The 18,387-nt window shown below is 47.9% G+C and carries 13 protein-coding genes; 3 read left to right on the top strand and 10 right to left on the bottom strand.

Going from position 1 to position 18,387, the window contains the following annotated elements; all coding sequences use genetic code 11:
• Positions 1-2: 2 nt before the first annotated feature.
• The 10 genes from FSB84_RS22595 to FSB84_RS22550 form a co-directional block, all read right to left on the bottom strand.
• A complete protein-coding gene (locus FSB84_RS22595; protein ID WP_130540132.1) occupies positions 3-245 on the bottom strand; it encodes an RNA recognition motif domain-containing protein in 243 nt (80 codons plus the stop codon).
• Between the two features lie 134 nt (positions 246-379).
• Positions 380-2,905 (bottom strand): zinc-dependent metalloprotease, encoded by a 2,526-nt coding sequence (locus FSB84_RS22590; protein ID WP_130540131.1) that lies wholly within the window; start codon positions 2,903-2,905, stop codon positions 380-382.
• An 8-nt stretch (positions 2,906-2,913) separates the two neighbouring features.
• On the bottom strand, positions 2,914-3,783 hold the full coding sequence (locus FSB84_RS22585; protein ID WP_130540130.1) for a peroxiredoxin family protein: 870 nt from the start codon (positions 3,781-3,783) through the stop codon (positions 2,914-2,916).
• A gap of 32 nt (positions 3,784-3,815) precedes the next feature.
• Complete coding sequence (locus FSB84_RS22580; protein ID WP_130540129.1) at positions 3,816-5,303, bottom strand: PKD-like family lipoprotein; 1,488 nt, start codon at positions 5,301-5,303, stop codon at positions 3,816-3,818.
• An 18-nt stretch (positions 5,304-5,321) separates the two neighbouring features.
• A complete protein-coding gene (locus tag FSB84_RS22575; RefSeq protein ID WP_130540128.1) occupies positions 5,322-6,149 on the bottom strand; it encodes a DUF4843 domain-containing protein in 828 nt (275 codons plus the stop codon).
• Between the two features lie 11 nt (positions 6,150-6,160).
• Positions 6,161-7,678: a RagB/SusD family nutrient uptake outer membrane protein gene (locus tag FSB84_RS22570; protein ID WP_225979863.1), complete on the bottom strand. Its 1,518-nt coding sequence runs from the start codon at positions 7,676-7,678 to the stop codon at positions 6,161-6,163.
• Positions 7,679-7,680: 2 nt separating this feature from the next.
• Entirely contained in the window at positions 7,681-11,079 is a 3,399-nt protein-coding gene (locus tag FSB84_RS22565) for a SusC/RagA family TonB-linked outer membrane protein (protein WP_225979862.1), read from the bottom strand.
• Between the two features lie 293 nt (positions 11,080-11,372).
• Positions 11,373-12,584 (bottom strand): FecR family protein, encoded by a 1,212-nt coding sequence (locus tag FSB84_RS22560; protein WP_130540127.1) that lies wholly within the window; start codon positions 12,582-12,584, stop codon positions 11,373-11,375.
• A 68-nt stretch (positions 12,585-12,652) separates the two neighbouring features.
• Positions 12,653-13,255 carry an RNA polymerase sigma factor gene (locus tag FSB84_RS22555; RefSeq protein ID WP_158644067.1) on the bottom strand — a complete coding sequence of 201 codons (603 nt, stop codon included), beginning with the start codon at positions 13,253-13,255 and terminating at the stop codon, positions 12,653-12,655.
• Between the two features lie 128 nt (positions 13,256-13,383).
• On the bottom strand, positions 13,384-15,180 hold the full coding sequence (locus FSB84_RS22550) for a carboxypeptidase-like regulatory domain-containing protein (protein ID WP_130540125.1): 1,797 nt from the start codon (positions 15,178-15,180) through the stop codon (positions 13,384-13,386).
• A 133-nt stretch (positions 15,181-15,313) separates the two neighbouring features.
• On the opposite strand from FSB84_RS22550, the gene FSB84_RS22545 reads away from it, so the two are divergent.
• From FSB84_RS22545 to FSB84_RS22535, 3 genes are read left to right on the top strand one after another with little or no spacing between them, the layout of a single operon-like run.
• Complete coding sequence (locus FSB84_RS22545; protein ID WP_130540124.1) at positions 15,314-16,276, top strand: glycoside hydrolase family 5 protein; 963 nt, start codon at positions 15,314-15,316, stop codon at positions 16,274-16,276.
• Positions 16,277-16,322: 46 nt separating this feature from the next.
• Positions 16,323-16,679, top strand: coding sequence for a TfoX/Sxy family protein (locus FSB84_RS22540; RefSeq protein WP_130540123.1), 357 nt, complete (start codon positions 16,323-16,325; stop codon positions 16,677-16,679).
• Between the two features lie 39 nt (positions 16,680-16,718).
• Positions 16,719-18,350, top strand: a complete 1,632-nt coding sequence (locus FSB84_RS22535; protein ID WP_130540122.1) for an ATP-binding protein — start codon at positions 16,719-16,721, stop codon at positions 18,348-18,350.
• Positions 18,351-18,387 lie beyond the last annotated feature (37 nt).

Raw genomic sequence — 18,387 nt, 5'->3', positions numbered from 1 at the left:
GATCAGTATTCATTAGAGACTGAAACTGAAATGATCTTTCCGTCAATGATAGATCTGTCCAGTGAATTGATGGCATTTTCTCCGTCGGCCAGTTTCAACATCTCAACCAGTCCATGCCTGTTGGAGCGGCCATTGAATTGATTGCGGGAAACAGTGGCAGTTACTACAACACCAAAAGTTTCGAATATCTTTCTCAATTGCCGGTCAGTCATGTCCGCGCTTAGATTATGAACCTGAATCGTCATAACTGAATCTTTAGAGTTCTCAAAATTGACCATCCTGTGCAATGTATCGAAAATAACCGGATAATAATGGAAAAGAAAAAGCCACCATGCCGGAGCATGATGGCTGCCAAACGATCAGGTAAGGCGGGTTCTTATTATTTCGGAATTTCGTTCCCTTCTTTGAGCGCCTTGTCTATCCGGGCTACGATATTTTCCAGATGGTCTTTTGCAAAGCCGGTCTGGTAAGGAATTGCAGTGGCGATATCCTTCTTCAGCATCAGTAAATGCCTGCGCATCAGGCTGGCCACATCGGATTTGGTGGGATCAGGATTAATGTACAATTGTAAACCATTGCCACTGTTCCTTCCTACGATCTCATTTACCGCACGGAATGCTGTAAAAGCCGCATCGATATAGGTCCTCTGGAGGTTGCGCCTGTTCAGGCCGATAGATTTACCGGAATAGAGCTCCGTCCAAACACTCTTGCGCAGATCAGTGAGGAATTCTGTACAAGTGTACAGCTTCCTGTCTTTATACCTGTTCTCGTTTTTGATGAAATTGATCAGCGTGCCGGAGCCGAGCAGTCGTGAAATTGCTGTAAACTGGATAGTGCCGAAAAAAGGCTCGGCAGTGGAGCCGGTAAGCTGGAAGCTTTGGTCGTTGCTAAGCCATTCGGGAATATTCCAAAGATAATTGTCCAGGAACTTCATAGCTTCTTTCTGTTTCTTGTAGGGTACGGGCTCGAAAACAGGACCAGCTTGCTCAACACTTTTCGGCGTGGTATAAGAACCTCCCACAGTTTTCAGTACATGGGCCATGTAGAGATTATACTGACGGAATAATTGCGCGCTCATTTCGCGCAGGTTCTCGTATCCTTCATTGGGTTTGCGTGTCCATTCAGGCAGTTGAGGCAGGATGCGCTGGAGGTTTTTGATGCCATAGGTGCTGGCGAGTACGGCATCGTCTCCAAGGTCTTCGCTTTGAGAGCGTGGATCGTAGGCATCCATTTCGAAACCGAAGAAGAGTTGATTGTTTTTGCCCAGGCTGTCGATGATCAGTTGATTAAGGTAAGGAGTTTCTGCGTCGGCAGAAGTGAATTGTGGCAACCAGCGGTAGCCCCATTGGATGGCCCATTTGTCGTATGCGCCGATGCGCGGGAAGATGCCGCGTTCGGAGATCTTGTCTTCCGGTTGCGCTACATAATTGAAACGGGCATAATCCATGATGGAAGGTGTATGTCCGTGCTCTTCCACATATTTTTTGTCACGGAGTTTTTCTACAGGCACGGTAGAGCTGGAACCATAGTTGTGCATGAGCCCGAGCGTATGTCCTACCTCGTGAGAAGATACGAAGCGGATGAGCTGCCCCATCAGTTCATCGTCGAACTGCATGGTGCGTGCGCGCGGGTCGATGGCTCCTGCCTGGATCATGTACCAGTCGTGCACCAGCGCCATGATATTGTGGTACCAGTTGATATGCGTTTCGATGATCTCCCCGCTGCGTGGATCGTGCACATGCGGTCCGCTTGCATTTGCGATGGCTGAAGGTTTGTACACTATTACATTATGCCTGGCATCGTCGATGCTCCAGGTGCTGTCGTTTTCCGGTGCGGGCAATGCTTTGATGGCATTCCTGAAACCAGCCTGTTCGAATGCTGCCTGCCAGTCGTTCACCCCGGCGATGAGATAGGGCACCCATTTTTTCGGCGTGGCGGGATCGATATAATAGATGATGGGTTTCTGAGGTTCTACCAGTTCGCCACGCAGATATTTTGCGCGGTCTTCCGGCTTTGGCTCCAGGCGCCAGCGTGTGGCGTAGTAGCGGGAGGAAACGCGTTGCGGCTCTGCATCGAAGTCTACAATTCCCCTGGAGAAGAAGCCAACCCTTGCATCGGCAAAGCGTGGCTGCATGGGAACAGCAGGCAGCAACACCAGGGAGCTGTTGAGCTCATAGGTGGCAGGCAGAGTGGAACCTGGTGCAGCGGGCATATAGGTACGCATGGTTTTCACTTCCACGTTGATGGGAAATGCGTTGATGCTCACTACATATGATTTGTCTGTTTGAATGGCGCCGAGGGCCAGTCCTTTTTTCGCTTCGGGGCCAAAATGCAGGATCTCGTTCTCGGTTTGAATGAAAGAGGTCAGGTCCAGTACATAAGAACTGCTGTCTTTTCCCAGTGCTTTTACGGGAAAGGATGCCACAATGGGCTGCAGGCTTGAATTGAGCACAGATCTGTACATGCCGTTCTCGGTGCTGTCCGCAGATTTCTCGCGGAAGATCATTCGCTTCATGAAGATGCGGTTGTTGGGCCCTTTCTCGAAGCGTATAACGTTCTCGGCTACCTGATCACCGGCATAGACATTCAGGTTTGGACGAAGCCCTGCTGGCGCTTTGGAGATGCGGTTCACCACCAGGATATCGCGGTTCAACAGGCTGTCAGGGATTTCGAAGAAATATTGTTCATCAATCTGATGGATGCGGAACATACCGGATCTGCTGACAGCTTTCTTTGTGATCACTTCGTCATAAGGCTTCAGGCCATCTGCGGTTTTCGTGTTTTCCACTTTCGGAATGGAATCTTTGACGGCTGTATTGTTTTTCACCGCGCCTTTCTTTTGGGCCAGCGCAAAAGAGGGTAAGCCCATCATCAGAACGATGGGAAGGATGTTCATTTTTGACATAACAATATTTAATGTGGGAGCAATTCTTGTAATTTCCGGTGCAGCTCCTCTCCTCTCAGATTGGCTGCAATGATTTTTCCTTTCGGATCCAGCAGGAAGTTCTGTGGAATGGAACGTACGCTGTACAACAAAGCCACTTCATTTTTCCAGTATTTGAGATCGGAAACATGCTGCCAGGTAAGCCCGTCGTCTTTGATGGCTTTGGTCCAGGCATCATGTTTACCGGGCTGATCCAGTGAAACACCGAGTACAGTGAAATTCCTGTTTTTGTATTTTTCAAATGCTTTCACCAGGTTGGGGTTTTCATCCCTGCAGGGATAGCACCAGCTTGCCCAGAAATCGATCAGAACATATTTTCCCCTGAAGCCTTTCAGATCAACTGCATGGCCGGCAGTATCGGTTGACGAAAATAACGGGGCTTTAGCGCCGGTACGCACGGCCATGAAGCCATCGATGGATTTCTTAAGCTCCAGTCCTTCTTTACTCTTGCGAACAGACTTGCTGAGCCTGTTGAATAATTTGTTGTAAGCAACGATATTGTCTGGAAGATGACCAACCACGTCTTTCAGGGCATCAACGCTCACCTTGTAATCAGGGTGTGCTTTCACAAATTCGATAGCCTGTAACCTTCGTTCCTGCTTGAGTTGCGCCATTTCAAAACGGTATTGGGCCAGTCCGATGGTATCATATTTCACTTTCTTGTTTTGCACTTCCTGATAAAGTTTCTGACGCTCTTCCAGTTTCCTGTCTGCATCGGCCAGTGCCTGTTTCAGTTCCAGCTCTTGTTTTTCTATCAATGCAGAATCCGTTTTCGATTGCGCCAGCAGACCTGCTGCATAGAAGCAGCAGGCTGCTGTTGCCAGCATTATTCTCCTCATTGGATCATGTTTGTTTTTGTAAAAATGTAATCTTAGAAACTTCGTGTGCCGTTCCCCTGCTCCATGTACATCACAGATGTTACGCGCCCCTCTCCTTCAAAGTCTGGCTGAGCCTTTGCCTGAATGGTGAAAGTGCTACCCGGGGCGTGTTTGTATATTTTGTATCGTCCATCCTTGTAGGTGGCTATCACGATCCAGTTCTGTGTATTGACCACTCCACTGGCGGGCACAGGATATTTGATATGCTGGAAGGCTGTCACTTCCTCTCCTGCCGGCAGTGTGAATTGCAGTGCAGGTGTTTGGGTGGCCAGGTCCATCATGTAAATATTGTTGCCAACTGAATAGTAAATGATGTCTACATCATAATTGCCACAGATCTTACCTGCATGCATCAGCGAATGTTCAGGAACGATGGTATCACGGGCAATCACTACAGAATCCGGTGGATAACCGGCAAGCGGGCCGAACCTGCCATCCACCTTGAAGATATAACCTGTATCTTTTGGATTGCGGAACAGCAGCAATGCCACGCCACGGTTGTTGGGATAGCCTGCAGCCCATTCCAGTTCTGCATTCAGGTTCATCAGTCTGCCACCGCCTGTATTGAATTTCAGTTCTGAATAGTTGGCGCCGGTGATGGTGAATATGCTTTTGGTATTCCTGTTCCAGAGCAGTTCTGCCGCCACTGTTGTGGAAACAGGACTGATATTGGTGTAGTTGATTCCATTGGCATCAGTGGGCATATTGGCAAAGAGTGTGCCCTTGCTCATGAAGTAGGTTCTGCCATTGTTCATGAAGAACACCGTGTTGAGCGCGGTGGGCTGGAATGCACCCTGGGGCTTGCGCACAGCGGGTTTGGTAAAGAACATATTGTTGAAGTCCATTACCATGGTGCCATTGTCTATACGGTATACGGCAGCATCGTTCTCAGACAATACCATCAGGGTGTTGTATGGATCTGCAGCAGTTGGCGTTTTCTTCATTCCTGGCACAAAGAGCATTTTCACGGCATTGCCATCGAGACTCTTGTTATTGTTGTAGAAAGATATCCAGTTATCGATCCTGCCTGTATTGTAAATGAAGTCGAGATCGGTTTTGCCGGCATTGTCTTTCAGCAGGTACCATCCATTCATGTTCAGCGTGGAAATGATGGTGGTGGACTTGAATTGAGTGGTAACGCCGGTCTTTTTATCTTTCACATTGAATACAAGAATATAAGAACCGGGGTCTTTCATTACTTCATAGTGCAGGTCTTTTGTTAGCGCGAGTGTATCGGGAATCACGAGGCCCTGGTTGGCGGTATGCGCAGAATTGAAAAGTGTCCAGTAATAATTGTATTCATTCTCGTTTTCCACTACGGGCTGTACAGTCAGGAAGTCCTGGTGAGTGTATACATTGTAGCTCGTCTGCAATCCGCTCACTTTTACAGCGGGCTTGGGAGTGCCGGAGGTACTGTCATCTTTTTTGCATGCAGCCAGCAGAGACAGCAGGCAGGCGGTGATGATATATATTCTTTTCATTGTAGTTCGGTGATGGGATTAGTTAGGGAAAGAGATCAGCGGACTGGTGGGCGAATCGGTTTCACGCATGGGCGCTTTTCCGGACGCGATATTGGAAGGATCGCTGTTGTAAGCTGCCAGAGCATCTTTCAGCAGCAGCTTGTAGTGATTGGCAGCGCCGGCCTGTAAAATAGCCTGGTACCAGTTTTCGTCAATCTGAACATTCAGTACATCGATCATGAACTGGTGCTTCCGGATGCTGTAGTTCCCGAAGTTGCCCCAGGCTGATGCCACACCGTTATCGAATCTCCAGGAGTAGAAACGTTCCAGTCTGTCTGAGAAAACTACGGCTCTCTGTGTGAACCTGGTCTCTCCTATTGCAAAATCACTGTTAGGCGCCAGTTGCACACGCAGCCGCCAGGTATTGTCTTTGAGACTGGGATCGCGTAGCAGTATCACGGGAAGGCTGGCTGAAGGCTGATTGGCTTTGACTACCATCAGAGCTGTGATGGCTGGATCGTCGAATGGCACGTAATGTTTGCCGGGTATGGCTTTGAACGGGCGTTCGGTTGCGATGGTGTCCGTGATCTGGTTGGTGACGGGATCACGCACATAGGTATAATCGTATTCCGTGAGCTGCTCCAGTTTTACCGGTCTGTCTTTGTCGGTAATGCCACCGATGGTATTCACGGGAATGTAAACAGTGTCTCTGACAACAGAAGTCCCTTCGTATACGAATGTATAGGTTATTTCGGTTGTATCTGCCTGTTGTATCCTGGCAATATCTGAAAAAAGCAGGTACTCATTTCTTTTGCAACCTGCAATCAGGGCCGGTAATAAGAAAGATATGAAGATATATTTTTTCATTGCTGTACTGATCAGTTGTTATGGTATGAGATTTCACGATCGGGCTTGGGAACGATATATCTGGCCGGCGAGCCGGTAAATCCGATATAGGTCCAGCTGGCAGGCAATGCGGTCACATTGTAGCGTTTGTAGGTGAAGAAGGTTTGCCCTTCTGCATAGAATTCGCGTACATATTCCCGGATCATTTTGTTCCTGCGGTCTGCCTCCCATCCACCGGAGCTGAAGCCATTGGTAAAGGGGATCCCTTTCTTATCACAATAGAATTTATACCAGTTCTCTGCTTCAGCCTTGCTGGTAGCGGATTCTGTGAGGATCAGGTACATTTCGCTGAGGCGTAACAGCGGAATTTGCAACAATGGATTGGTTTCTTTTTGTATGTACTTTTTGTACTTCACAAAATCGGTTTGCCCGGAAGTGGTCTTGTAGCTCCACATGCCCACCCATCTTGTATCGGTGGCTCTTTCGCCAACGGGGAACAGGTTATTGATATAATAGAAATTGTCCTGGATCTTGAAATCATAACGGGCGAATTGTCCCTTCTCATCGAAATTATTCTCAGCCTGCAATTTGAGATCATGTACACTGAGCGCTGCGATCTGTTCAGATGGCATGGTGTAATTGCCCAGCTGGTTATCGGAAAGTCCGCCCAGTGTGAAAACGGGTAAACCTGCTGCATCCTTTGCATCGATCACCATCTGCGCATATTTGGCGGCGTTAGCACGGTTGGCGTCGCCACGTGGCACCAGCCAGTTGTATACCCTTGCCTTGAGCGCCAGCACTGCATAGTAGTTCAGGCGTACCTGACGGTACAGATAAAAATTATCACGAACAACGGTCTCACCAGTGTAATTCGGATCGGGGTTCAGTTCTGTGATGGTGAATTTCGTGATCGGATCTACGTCTTTGAGCAATGCTTCGGCCTGGTCCAGGTCCCTGAGCACCTGTGCGGCAAACATGTCGAAATTGGAAAGCGGAACAATATTCCTGGACACTTCGGTTACATATGGCAGTACGTCTATACCGCCAGGGTTACCGGGCATTGGACCGAACATGCGCAGCACATCGAAATGTGCAAAGGCGCGCAGCGCAAGGGCTTCGCCTTTGATCAATGCATAGTTATCGTCCTCAAAAATATTCTTCTTTCCATCGATGAATTCCAGGATACTGTTCACATCGGCAATGATCTTGTATTCTTTTGCATAGATGCCTGCAACCCTGTCTTTCACACCGGCATCATTGTAGTTGGCGGCAACTAAATTATTGAGGGTTGTATTTGAAGTGGCGATCACATCCCAGTTACGCGCAAGGTATTCGATAGTACCCCAGGTGAGTGCGTTACCATAGGCATCGCCGCTTTTGAGGTCGAGGTAGGCGCCGGTAAGTGCATCACGGAATCCTTTCTGGCTCTGGAACATCTGTTCCCTGGTGCTCTGCCCTTCTGGTTTTACATCGAGCCATTTGTTGCAACCGGTCAGCAGACCCAGGCCGGTAATCAGTATAGTGATGGTGAGTTTGTTCATTTTTCTCATAATTAAAATGTTGCAAACAGTTGGAAACTGATCTGTCTGGTGAATGGAAAATCGAGGCCGCGTTCCTGGCGTACGGTAGAGATATAGAACAGCTCGCCGGTATTCACAGTGAGCTGAAGCGCTTTCATGCGCATGCGCTGGAGGAGCTGCCTGCTGGTAACATCATAGGCGAGATTCACGTTCTGGCAGATAAGGGTGGATTCATTCTGTACAAAACGGGAAGAAGGATCCACTCTCGATGTTTCGTTCAATCCGCGGAAAGCCACGATGTCTCCGGGTTTCTGCCAGCGGTCATAGTACACACGTGCATCCACGTTGAAGAACCTGTCTGCATTCTCGATCTTGTCTATAAGCGTCTGGTTGTAGATCTGTCCACCAAAACGGTATCCGAATGAAGCGTTCAGCGTGAAGCCCTGGTAACGGAGCATGGTGCTGAAATTGCCGCGGTATTTGGGTTGTGAAAGGCCTACGTTCACGCGGTCTGCGGAATTCCAGGAATAGGTCACCTGTCCAAACCTGTTAAGGTAAAGTTCTTTGCCGGTACTGGGATCGATGCCGAGTGAACGAACTGCATAGATGATATTCTGTGATTCGCCTTCACGGATGATCTTGTTGGGCGTATTGGCTGTGTAGTCGTATTGCAGCGCCAGCTTATCATTGGCGGCTTTCATGGCCTGCGACAGTTTTACGATCTTGTCTTCATTGTGTGCAATATTACCGCTTACAGACCAGAGCAGTCTGGTAGCATCATTACGAATGATGGTGATGCGTGCGGAGAGTTCCCAGCCGCGTTGCTGCAATTCTCCGATATTCTCCACATAATCTGTAAAGCCATTGGAAAAAGGCAGCTCAACGGATGACAAAAGATTGGAGGTATTCTCTTTGTAATAATCCGCCATGATATAGATGCGATCACCGAGGAAGCTGGCTTCCAGGCCGATGTCCATCTTATTTGTTTCCTGCCATTTCAGGTTTGAATTGCCAAGTGTGGATTGTGTAGCGCCGATCCAGTTCTTGTAACGGTCTCTCATGATGTAGGAATATGTGGCCAGTGGCTGGTAGGCAGAGAATGCCTGATTGCCGGTAACGCCAAAGGATCCACGCAGTCTGAGTCTGTCGATATAATCGAGATGTCTCAGGAATGCTTCTTCATGCAGGTTCCAGCCGGCGCCTAAGGAGTAGAAAGGCGCATACCTGTTGTTGCTGCCGAATTGTGAAGCACCATCGATCCTGTAGGTGACATCGGCGAAATAACGGTTATCATAAACGTAGTTCACAGAGCCCACTGTTCCTACCCTTCTTACCGTTGATTCAGTTCCCCTGGGAGCCCCGTTCTGCGCGTATTGCAGGGCGCGTCCGAGAAAGTCCACTGTTTCATCGGGAAAACCTTCAGCTGAAAAACCATAGTTGGTGGTTTTGGATTCGAATAATTCACCGCTCAATCCAACTGTCAGTCCATGCACACCATTGAACAGGTTGTAATAGTTGGCGGAAATCCGGCTGGTGAAGCTGAAATCCTTACCTGTGCTGTAATCATAGGTGCCTTTGCGGAATACATCGGCCAGTGCATATTGTGAGAAGGCTGAATGGGAAGCAGGTTTGAAATTATCACCGGTGCTTTGATTGCTGTTGATGCTGATACCTCCATTGAGCGTAACGCGGTTGATGGGGCGCCATTCCACCTGGAAATTGTTCACGATGCTGGTATAGGCGGATTTGTTGAAAGTGTTCAGCGTGGCATCGTACATGGGATTGGCAATCGGGTTACTGTATTCCCCTTGTTGCCAGTACTGGCGCTCGAATGGCCTGAATGTCTGCACTATATTGCCATTTGCATCGTATGGACTCCAATAGGGATTGAGCTTTGCGTAGGAGCTGAATGAACCCCAGGGAGACTCGTTGCTCTTGCTGTTGCCTACACGCAGGTTATTGCTGAAGTTGAGTTTGTTGAGGCGGTAAGAAAGTGTAACGGTACCGTTCACGGTTTCGCGACTGGAGCCTTTCATCACACCATTGATACGGTTGTATTGTCCTTCCATCGCATAACGGAAAGCGTTATCCCCACCTTCGAGGCGAACTGAATGGTTCTGGTCAACCTGAGTGCGCAGTGGTTTGGAGAGCCAGTCTGTATTCACGCCACTTTCCACCAGGGCCAGCACATCGTTATAATATTTTTCCAGCAGCAGGTTATTGGCGGGATCCATTGTGCCATTGCTGAAATAACCCGATGCTTTTTCCAGTGCGAGTTTGTCGCGCGCATTGAGGAGGTTATAGCTGCTGAGATCAGGAAGACTTACGTTGATGCCTCCCCGGTAGGTTAGCCTGAGTTTTCCGGGAGCGGGCTGTTTGGTTGTGATCACGATCACGCCATTGGCGCCCTGTGAACCGTAAAGAGCGGTAGCAGAACCATCCTTCAGCAAAGTGATGGAAGCAATCTCATTCATGTTGAGGTCCATCATCCTTTGCAATGAAATGGGAAATCCGTCCATGATCACGAGCGGTGCATTCAGGGCGGCTGCCTGGTACTGGAACTGCTGATCACGCATGGCGAGTTGTCCTGCATCGGTACCGGCCTGGAACTGATCGATATTTGGCAGGTTCCTGGTGCCGCGCAGTTGTATTTCCGGGATACGGTTGGGATCGGAGCCGATGGAATTATTGGCTACCACATTGAAAGCGGGATCGATATTTCCGAGGGTCACAAAGATGTTACGACCCTGGAATTCGCGGATCTCTTTTTCGCTGATGGTGCGGGTGGCGCCTGTATAGCTTTCTTTGGGTTTATTGAAAATGCCTGTTACCACAACGTTCTCTATCACGGATGCTGCAGGAGAAAGGGAGATCTGGATGTCTTTTGTTCCCGCTTTCACTTTGAAGTTCTCAGTAGCGAACCCTACATAGCTGATCACGAGTACATCCCCGGCTTCTGCCTGGATGGTGAATTTTCCACTGGCATCAGTGGTGACTGTTATTTTGCCTCCGCGTATGGCGATAGTGGCGCCAGCCAGCGGAGCACCGGTACTGTCTGTAATACGGCCTGTGATGGGTAATCTCGTTTCTTCAGGGTAGAGTGTGATGAACTGATGTGTGGGTTGCGCAGGCGTTTCCACTTTCCTGGAAAGATGGATGGTTTTACCGGAGATCACATAACCCAGTGGCTGGTCTTTCAATACCAGGTCCAGGAAATTCTTCAACGGCATGTTCTGCGCGGAGAAGGTAACGGTTTTGGTTTCGGCAAGGGTCCCTTTCTTGCTGAATACAACATACCCTGTTTGCTTTTCGATGTCTGCAAATACCTGTTTCAGGGTCAGGTCCTTTCCGGAGAGCGTGATGCTCTGGGCTCTTCCGGAGGCGTGTGCATGAACCAGGGCTACAGTCATTAACATGATGGTCAGTCTCATAACCAGCAGGATTTGGGCGAGCTTGTGGCGCGCAGTTTTTTGCATAACTTGTGAACAGTTTTGGTTGATTAAAAAATGATAATACACACTCATTTGGCTCAGCCTGAACAGAACCGGAGGTGGCGCAATCACTTCCGGTTTGCTTTTTAGCTTTGTCCATTTATTGGAGCAGGACTGTTACAAAACATCACCTGGTCCCATTACTGCAAAAAGATCCTGGACGGCACCGCAGCGCAATTGCGGGCCATGATCCGAATTTTCAATTTGATAAGGGTAATCCTGTTTTCCTGTTATCAGGGAAGCACTATCAGCTTCCTGTTTTCGATGCGAAAATGGACATCAGATCTGTCCAGCATCGTCAGCAGGTCTTTCAATGGCACGTCTTTCGTCATCTTTCCTTCAAATTCCACATTGGGAATACCTTTCTCATACACCACTTCGATATCGTACCAGCGTTCTATCTGTCTCATCACTTCTCCAAGATTGGCTCCTTCAAAATTGAAGAGTCCATTTTTCCATGACATCACTTTATTGATATCGATATCGTTGATAACTTTTATGTTGTTGGCTGCGTGATTGTTCAGGCTCGCCTGTTGTCCGGGTTTGAGTGTAACAGCAGAAGATTGTGTAGTGTTGATATTGGCTACGCGAACGCTTCCATTCAGCAAGGTGGTTTGAATGCTGGTCTCATTATCGTAAGCATTCACATTGAAGCTGGTGCCCAATACTTCCACTGTTGCTTTTTCGTTCACCATTACCTTGAATGGCTGCCTGTTGTTGCGGGCCACTTCAAAGTAGGCTTCGCCTGTAACGGCCACCAGTCGCTCATTTCCATTGAATGCTGTAGGATAGCGTAATGAGCTGGCAGCATTGAGCCATACCCGGGTGCCATCCGGAAGCGTCAATTGGAATTGTCTTCCTTTGGGTGTGGTCATGGTATTGTAGGTGGTCTCCCCGGAGGCAGTTCCGGCTGGAGCATAAGCCAGTTCTCCTCCTTTCAGCATTACCTGCGAACCGTTTTGTGTGGCCACCATTCCGTTGCCGAGGCTGTCCAGCACTACCTGTGAACCATCTGCCAATGTCAGCACTGCTCCGCTCTTTCCTGGCGCAATGTGCGTTGCCTGAGCCACCACAGCGGGTGCGGCAGGTTTGGATGAGTTATTGGTATAAAGATAAGCGCCAACACTAACGGTTACGATCACTGCGGCTGCGGCCCATCCCCATTTGCGGAGGAACTGCATGCGAGGAACAGGTCTTGCAGTATTTTCTTCAGTAATACCTGTGATAGCAGCTGCGCCTTCTTTCAATTTTTCCTTCCAGTAAGCAAGCTCCTCTGCATTTTCCGGTTGATAGCCGTTCAATTGTTGTTCCATGAAAGCGATCATTTTTTCATCTTCTCCCTGCTGCTGCAGGAGGCTCAGCAATTGATCGGTATCCGCCGGACTGGCTTCTCCGCGGGAAAACTTTTCCAGTAATTGAACGATATGTTGGTTTCCTGAGTTCATGTTTTTTATGATTGTGCAACAACCACTGCCCTATGAAACGATCGGCAAAGTGGAAAGTACCAAAGGGATTAAAAAAAAATTGAAAAAATGATCAATACCAGTACACCGGTGATGTCTCCATGTTCTGCCAGGTAGGCCCTGATATTCTGTAAAGCCAGGTTGAGGAGGTTGCGGACAGTATTTTTGGAAAGGCCGAGCTCATTGGCGATTTCTTCATAACTGAGTCCTTTTTCATGACGCATCCTGAACACGAGGGCGCGCTGGGCCGGCAATTGCTGCACGGCTTTGCGGAACAATTGTTCTCCTATCTGGTAATCCACCTGTGCTTCGGTGGTATTGGTATTGGCTTGCTGAAGGTGGTGAAGAAGATGTTGCTGCAGCTTAACTTCATGGCTGCGACGCTTGAGATGGTCTTTGGTGCGGTTGGCTACCATACGATAAACGAAACTGGCGGGATATTCCACATCGCCGATGGTTTCGCGAACCGACCATAATTTCAGGAAAGTATCGTGCACAATTTCCTCAGCCCATAATTCCGAACCCAGGAACCGGGAAACATAGAGGGCCAGTTTGGCTGCATAAGCTTCGTAGAAGCCGGCAAATGCCTGTGCATCGCCCCGGGCGATGCGTTGAAACAGTACCCGGTCGCTCTGTAACGCGTTATTATCCAATCTCTTAATATTGTTTTTATTAAAGCCATCCTGAGGACTAAGGTTGAATAAAATTAATCAGAGTTGTTTATATAAAACGGGATAACAATAAAAAAGCATTACAGGATCCCATTTTTCCATTGTTCAGGCTATTTTATCAGGATAATCTTTTCTGAGTTCCAGCCCATATCTTCTACAAGATAAGTGACCAGGTAGCTGCCTGAAGGAAAGCCACTCAGGTCTGCCTGCCAGGATTTTCGGGACCGGGCATCCGGCCTCAACAACACTTTACCTGCAAAGTCTGTGATGTAAAGCTCCTTCACATCTAATGGCGATTTGATCTGTACCTGTCCCTTAGTAGGATTGGGATAAACGATGAGATTATTCTTCTCTTTTTTCTGTTTTACTTCATCTGTTGCCGGATATTCATTACAGGAAGCCACAGCTATCATCTCTCCCATCATCCGTTGTAAAAGAACGTTGAGCAATTCCACTTTCCAGGTATCAGTGGTTGGTTTGATATGTTTGTTGCCTATGCCGCTATCGTCTGTGAGGAATACGTAGCTGCCGTTGGTGGCCAGGGCTATTGCCCGCATCAGGTATTCGGTGGATTTGTCAACGCCGCTGCATACTACAGGAACCACGCGCACACCCATTGTGGCTGCCTGTTTGATCAGTAGGTTCATTTTCCGGGCAGCAGTGACGGGGGGCGGTGCATCGAGGATCAGGAAAAGGATCCTGGACCTTGCGGCAGGCCTCCATTGCAGGGTGTTAAGCGCTACAGTAAGCGCTTCGTCTACTGCTTCAGGATAGTCGCCACCGCCATCGGCGGATTGTTTATTGATGAACTGCTTCAGTGAAGGAATATCATTGGTGAACCCGATGAAGCGGGTGAGATAGGTGTCTGCATGGTCCCGGTAAAAAACAGAACCGATCCGGAGATCGATATCATTGAACTTTGCCGTTGTATTGCCAATAACGTCTTCCAGTTCTTTTTGCAGGTAGGCTATTTCGTCAGACATGCTGCCTGTGGCATCTACCACAAAGGCGATGTCTACAATATTGGATGGCGCACAATTTTCTCTGATGGTGAGGAAATTGATACCATTCTCGAATTTTACGAGTTGGTCCAGCAGTCTGCTTTCACAAGCAACAACATAGGCGTTCTGTTGCTCCTGGTTGTTATCAAAACCAGCCCATAATTCAGCCTTACCTGTATTGTCCGAAACGCCACACCAGACTGTATCATTTGTATTCCGGTTAATGAGATAAACTTTTTGGCCTGCAATTGCTTTGCGGTCTTCGTTCATGATCTGCACGCAATAACGGTTTACCGGTGATATGCCCCAGTGTTTGCTCCAATCATTGAACTCGTGTTTTGAATATCCTTCCCACATTTTCCATTTTTTGAAATCGCTCAGTTCACCTGCAGTAAGAACATGTGCACTGCCTTCATTTGAATGACCGGGGGTGAATTTCTCTGCCGGATTTCCGGAAACAGACCTTTTGTGCGGCTTAGGATCGCTTGCTACCACACCAGCCACTTTCCCTGAAAGCGAATAAGCTGCTGTGGTTGCCACAGAGCCTGTTGCGACAGTTCTCTTGACAGTACCATGTCCTACCACCACCACTTCATCCAGCGTTACATCAACAGGATAGAGTCTGATAATGATGTTGTGATTGCTGTCTGTTGCTTTCAGCTGCAGCTCTTTCGTTTTGAACCCAGCGGCGTAAAATATTATGGTGGTTGGAAATTCCGAAACAATTAATTTGAATGTTCCCTTCTTATCTGTCTGTACAACGCTTTTAGAGTCTTTTTCAAAAACAGTAATTCCTGCCAATGCGCTATCGCGTTCATCCGTTACTTTTCCATGTATAGAGGCGATTTGGGAAAAACAGAGGCTGTGTCCCGCAAGCAGGATGAGTGCAGTGTAGAAGAATCTCATAAACAGTATTTCCCTTTGGATGACAGGAATAGTGGAATTACACAAAAGGTTAAAAAAATACTATCGTTCACTTTTATTGTATTATATCCGCCGGCAGGATTTGTATACATTTAGATCCGGTAAAACCAACGATATGAAAGCTGCCTTATTCATCATCATTTTATTTCCCTTCATTTCAAAGGGGCAGATGGTAAACACTGTAGCGCCTTTACAGGTAACAGGCACACAGTTGTCCAATTCAAAAGGCGAATCCGTTTCGCTCTATGGCATGAGTTTCGGCTGGAGCTGCTTCCATCCCCGCTTCTACACAAAAGGAGCAGTACAATGGCTGAAAGATGATTGGAAAGTGAATGTGGTGCGGGCTGCCATGGGTGTAGAGCATGAGGATGGTTACCTGCGTAATCCCAATGGTAATATTCAACGCGTGGAAACAGTGGTGGATGCGGCGATCGAAGAAGGTCTCTATGTGATTATCGACTGGCATAGCCATAATATTTTTACCAGGGATGCAAAATTGTTTTTCGATAGCATGTCCAGGAAATACGGACAATATCCCAATGTGATCTATGAGATTTTCAACGAGCCAACAAGAGATCAGACCTGGAAAGAAGTAAAAGCATATTCAATCGAACTGATCAATGCCATCAGGAAAAATGATCCTGATAATATCATCCTGGTGGGCAATACGGAATGGGACCAGCGCATCGACCTGGTGCAGCAGGACCCTATCAAAGACGTGAGCAATATCATGTATACTGTCCACTTCTATGCAGGCACGCATAAGCAATGGCTGCGCGACAGAACGGATGAGGCTATCCGTAACGGTATTCCGGTCTTCATTTCTGAATCTGCCGGAATGGAAGCCAGTGGTGATGGAAAAATAGACGATGTGGAATGGAAGAAGTATATCGACTGGATTGTCAAAAACAAACTCAGCTGGATCTCCTGGTCTGTTTCCGATAAAGAGGAAACCTGTTCTGTTTTACTGAAAAGCGCCGCCTCAACAGGCCACTGGAAAACCAGCGACCTGCGGGAGTCAGGAATCAAAACAAGACAATACCTTCGGCAATTGGCCTCCCGGGGGACCCATTTTTGAGGATCGTCCGGAAATCTTACATTGTATCCTATCCAAAAGCATTCTTATGGCCTTCAATACAAAACTTGCCGATAGATTAAGGGAGTACCTGGCTTCGGTACCGGGGATAAGGATCGAAGAAAAGAGGATGTTCAGTGGAATGGCATTCATGGTGAATGGTAAGATGTGCATAAACGTTAGTGGCGATAACCTGATGTGCCGATTCGATCCTGCACTGCAGGAAGTAGTGGTGGGCAGGAATGGTTACGAGCCGATGATCATGAAAGGTCGCGAGCTCATTGGTTATTGTTATGTGAGTCTGGAAGGATTCAAAACCAAAAGGGATTTTGAATACTGGGTGAATCTTTGCCTGGATTTCAACAGTAAGGCAAAGGCATCAAAGAAGCCGGGGAAGAAAAAATAAAACGTATCTTCAGCGGCCTGCTTTTTTCCAGGCATATCCATGGAACCAAACCTAAAATACCACAAGTCCGGGGCCTTGTCAGGTCTGGCTGTTATTAATGCTTATACTGTTATTGCGCTTATCTATTGCGGTGTTTTCAGCCTGCTGTATTATTATGTATTGAGCAGTAATTTCCTTGCGGTATTGCATGCCGCAGCCTTCCTGGCCGTTACGGCCAATTATTTCATTCTCAGAAAGACGGGTAATTACGAACGCATCGATATCATCATGACCATCGGAACGGTGGTAGTGGTTTGTATGTTCGCTTCGGGCGGTTGGGATGGAACAGGTTTCCTCTGGCCCTTCGCTTTTTTGCCTTTTATATTCTATCTGGCTGAACCGGGCAAGGGAATTTACTGGATTCTCGCCCTGGTGGCTGGTTGTGGTATAGCAGCTTTATTACAGGTAACGGGCGTTATCCCCCAGCCCTGGTCAGGCATCGCCATTCTCAATTTCTTTGCCTGCCTGATCGTTTTTCTATCCTGTAATTATTTCATCAAGCAAAAAGCGCTCAATTATAAGGAAGTAGTGGATTACACGCAGAGCCTGCTTGAATCCAGTATCGATCCCTTTTTTACCATCGGGCCGGACGGCAGGATCAGTGATGTGAACAAAGCCACGGAAAAGATCATGGGTCTGCCATTTCAACAACTGAAAGGAAGTGAATTCTCCTCGCATTTCAGTGAACCGGCAGCGGCCGGTGCTTTTTGCCAGCAAATCGTAAAAGATGGGAAAGCAGTAAATTTTCCACTCCGCATCATCCGCGCTGATACGGAACCGGTAGAACTGCTGTTCAATGCTGCTCTGTACAGGGATGAGAAAGGACGGTTCCGCCATATTTTTGCAGTGGGCCGTGATGTAACAGAAACGCGAAAACTGGAAATGCAGCTCAGGAAATTCAATGAAGAGCTGGAAGAAAAAGTGAAGAACAAAACACATCAACTGGTGCTGAAGGCTAAGGAAATTGAGCAGTTCACTTATTTTGCTTCACATGATCTTCAGGAACCGCTGAACACCACCATGGGTTTTATCGGATTACTGAAACAGAAGTTCAGGGATCAGTCAGACAAACACACGGAACAATACTTTAGCTATATCACCCTTGCAAATGAACGCATGAAAACTCTGGTGAGGGAACTATTGGAATATTCACGGCTTGGCAACAAAAAGATACACCAGGAAGTGGATTGTAATGCAGTACTCAATGATGTGCTGGCTGACCTGGGCGCCACCATTGAACAACACCATGCCATGATACACTTTAGTGAATTGCCGGTGATCTCCGCCTATCCTCTGGAACTGAAACTGCTGTTCCAGAACCTGATCAGCAATGCCATCAAATTCAGAAAACCTGGTGTTCCGCCTGCAATAACTATCACGGCTACGAGAGAACGAAAACATTGGACTTTCTCCATAGCGGACAATGGCATCGGAATGGAAGCGATACATCTCGACAAGATCTTTCATCTTTTCAAAAGACTGCACAACCAATCTGCTTATGAAGGCAGTGGAATTGGGCTGGCGCACTGTCGCAAGATCGTGGAGATGCATGGCGGCAATATCTGGGCGGAGTCAGAGCCTGGCCAAGGCAGTGTATTCCATTTTTCCATTCCATTTGTTTTACCGGAATAGTTAGTTGCCGGCAGTCACTCGCCGGGAGGCGAACGGC

It is taken from the genome of Pseudobacter ginsenosidimutans (assembly GCF_007970185.1).
Lineage (GTDB): Bacteria > Bacteroidota > Bacteroidia > Chitinophagales > Chitinophagaceae > Pseudobacter > Pseudobacter ginsenosidimutans.
The sequence above is the reverse complement of the archived record's forward strand: the minus strand, read 5'-3'. Positions and strand labels throughout refer to the sequence as shown.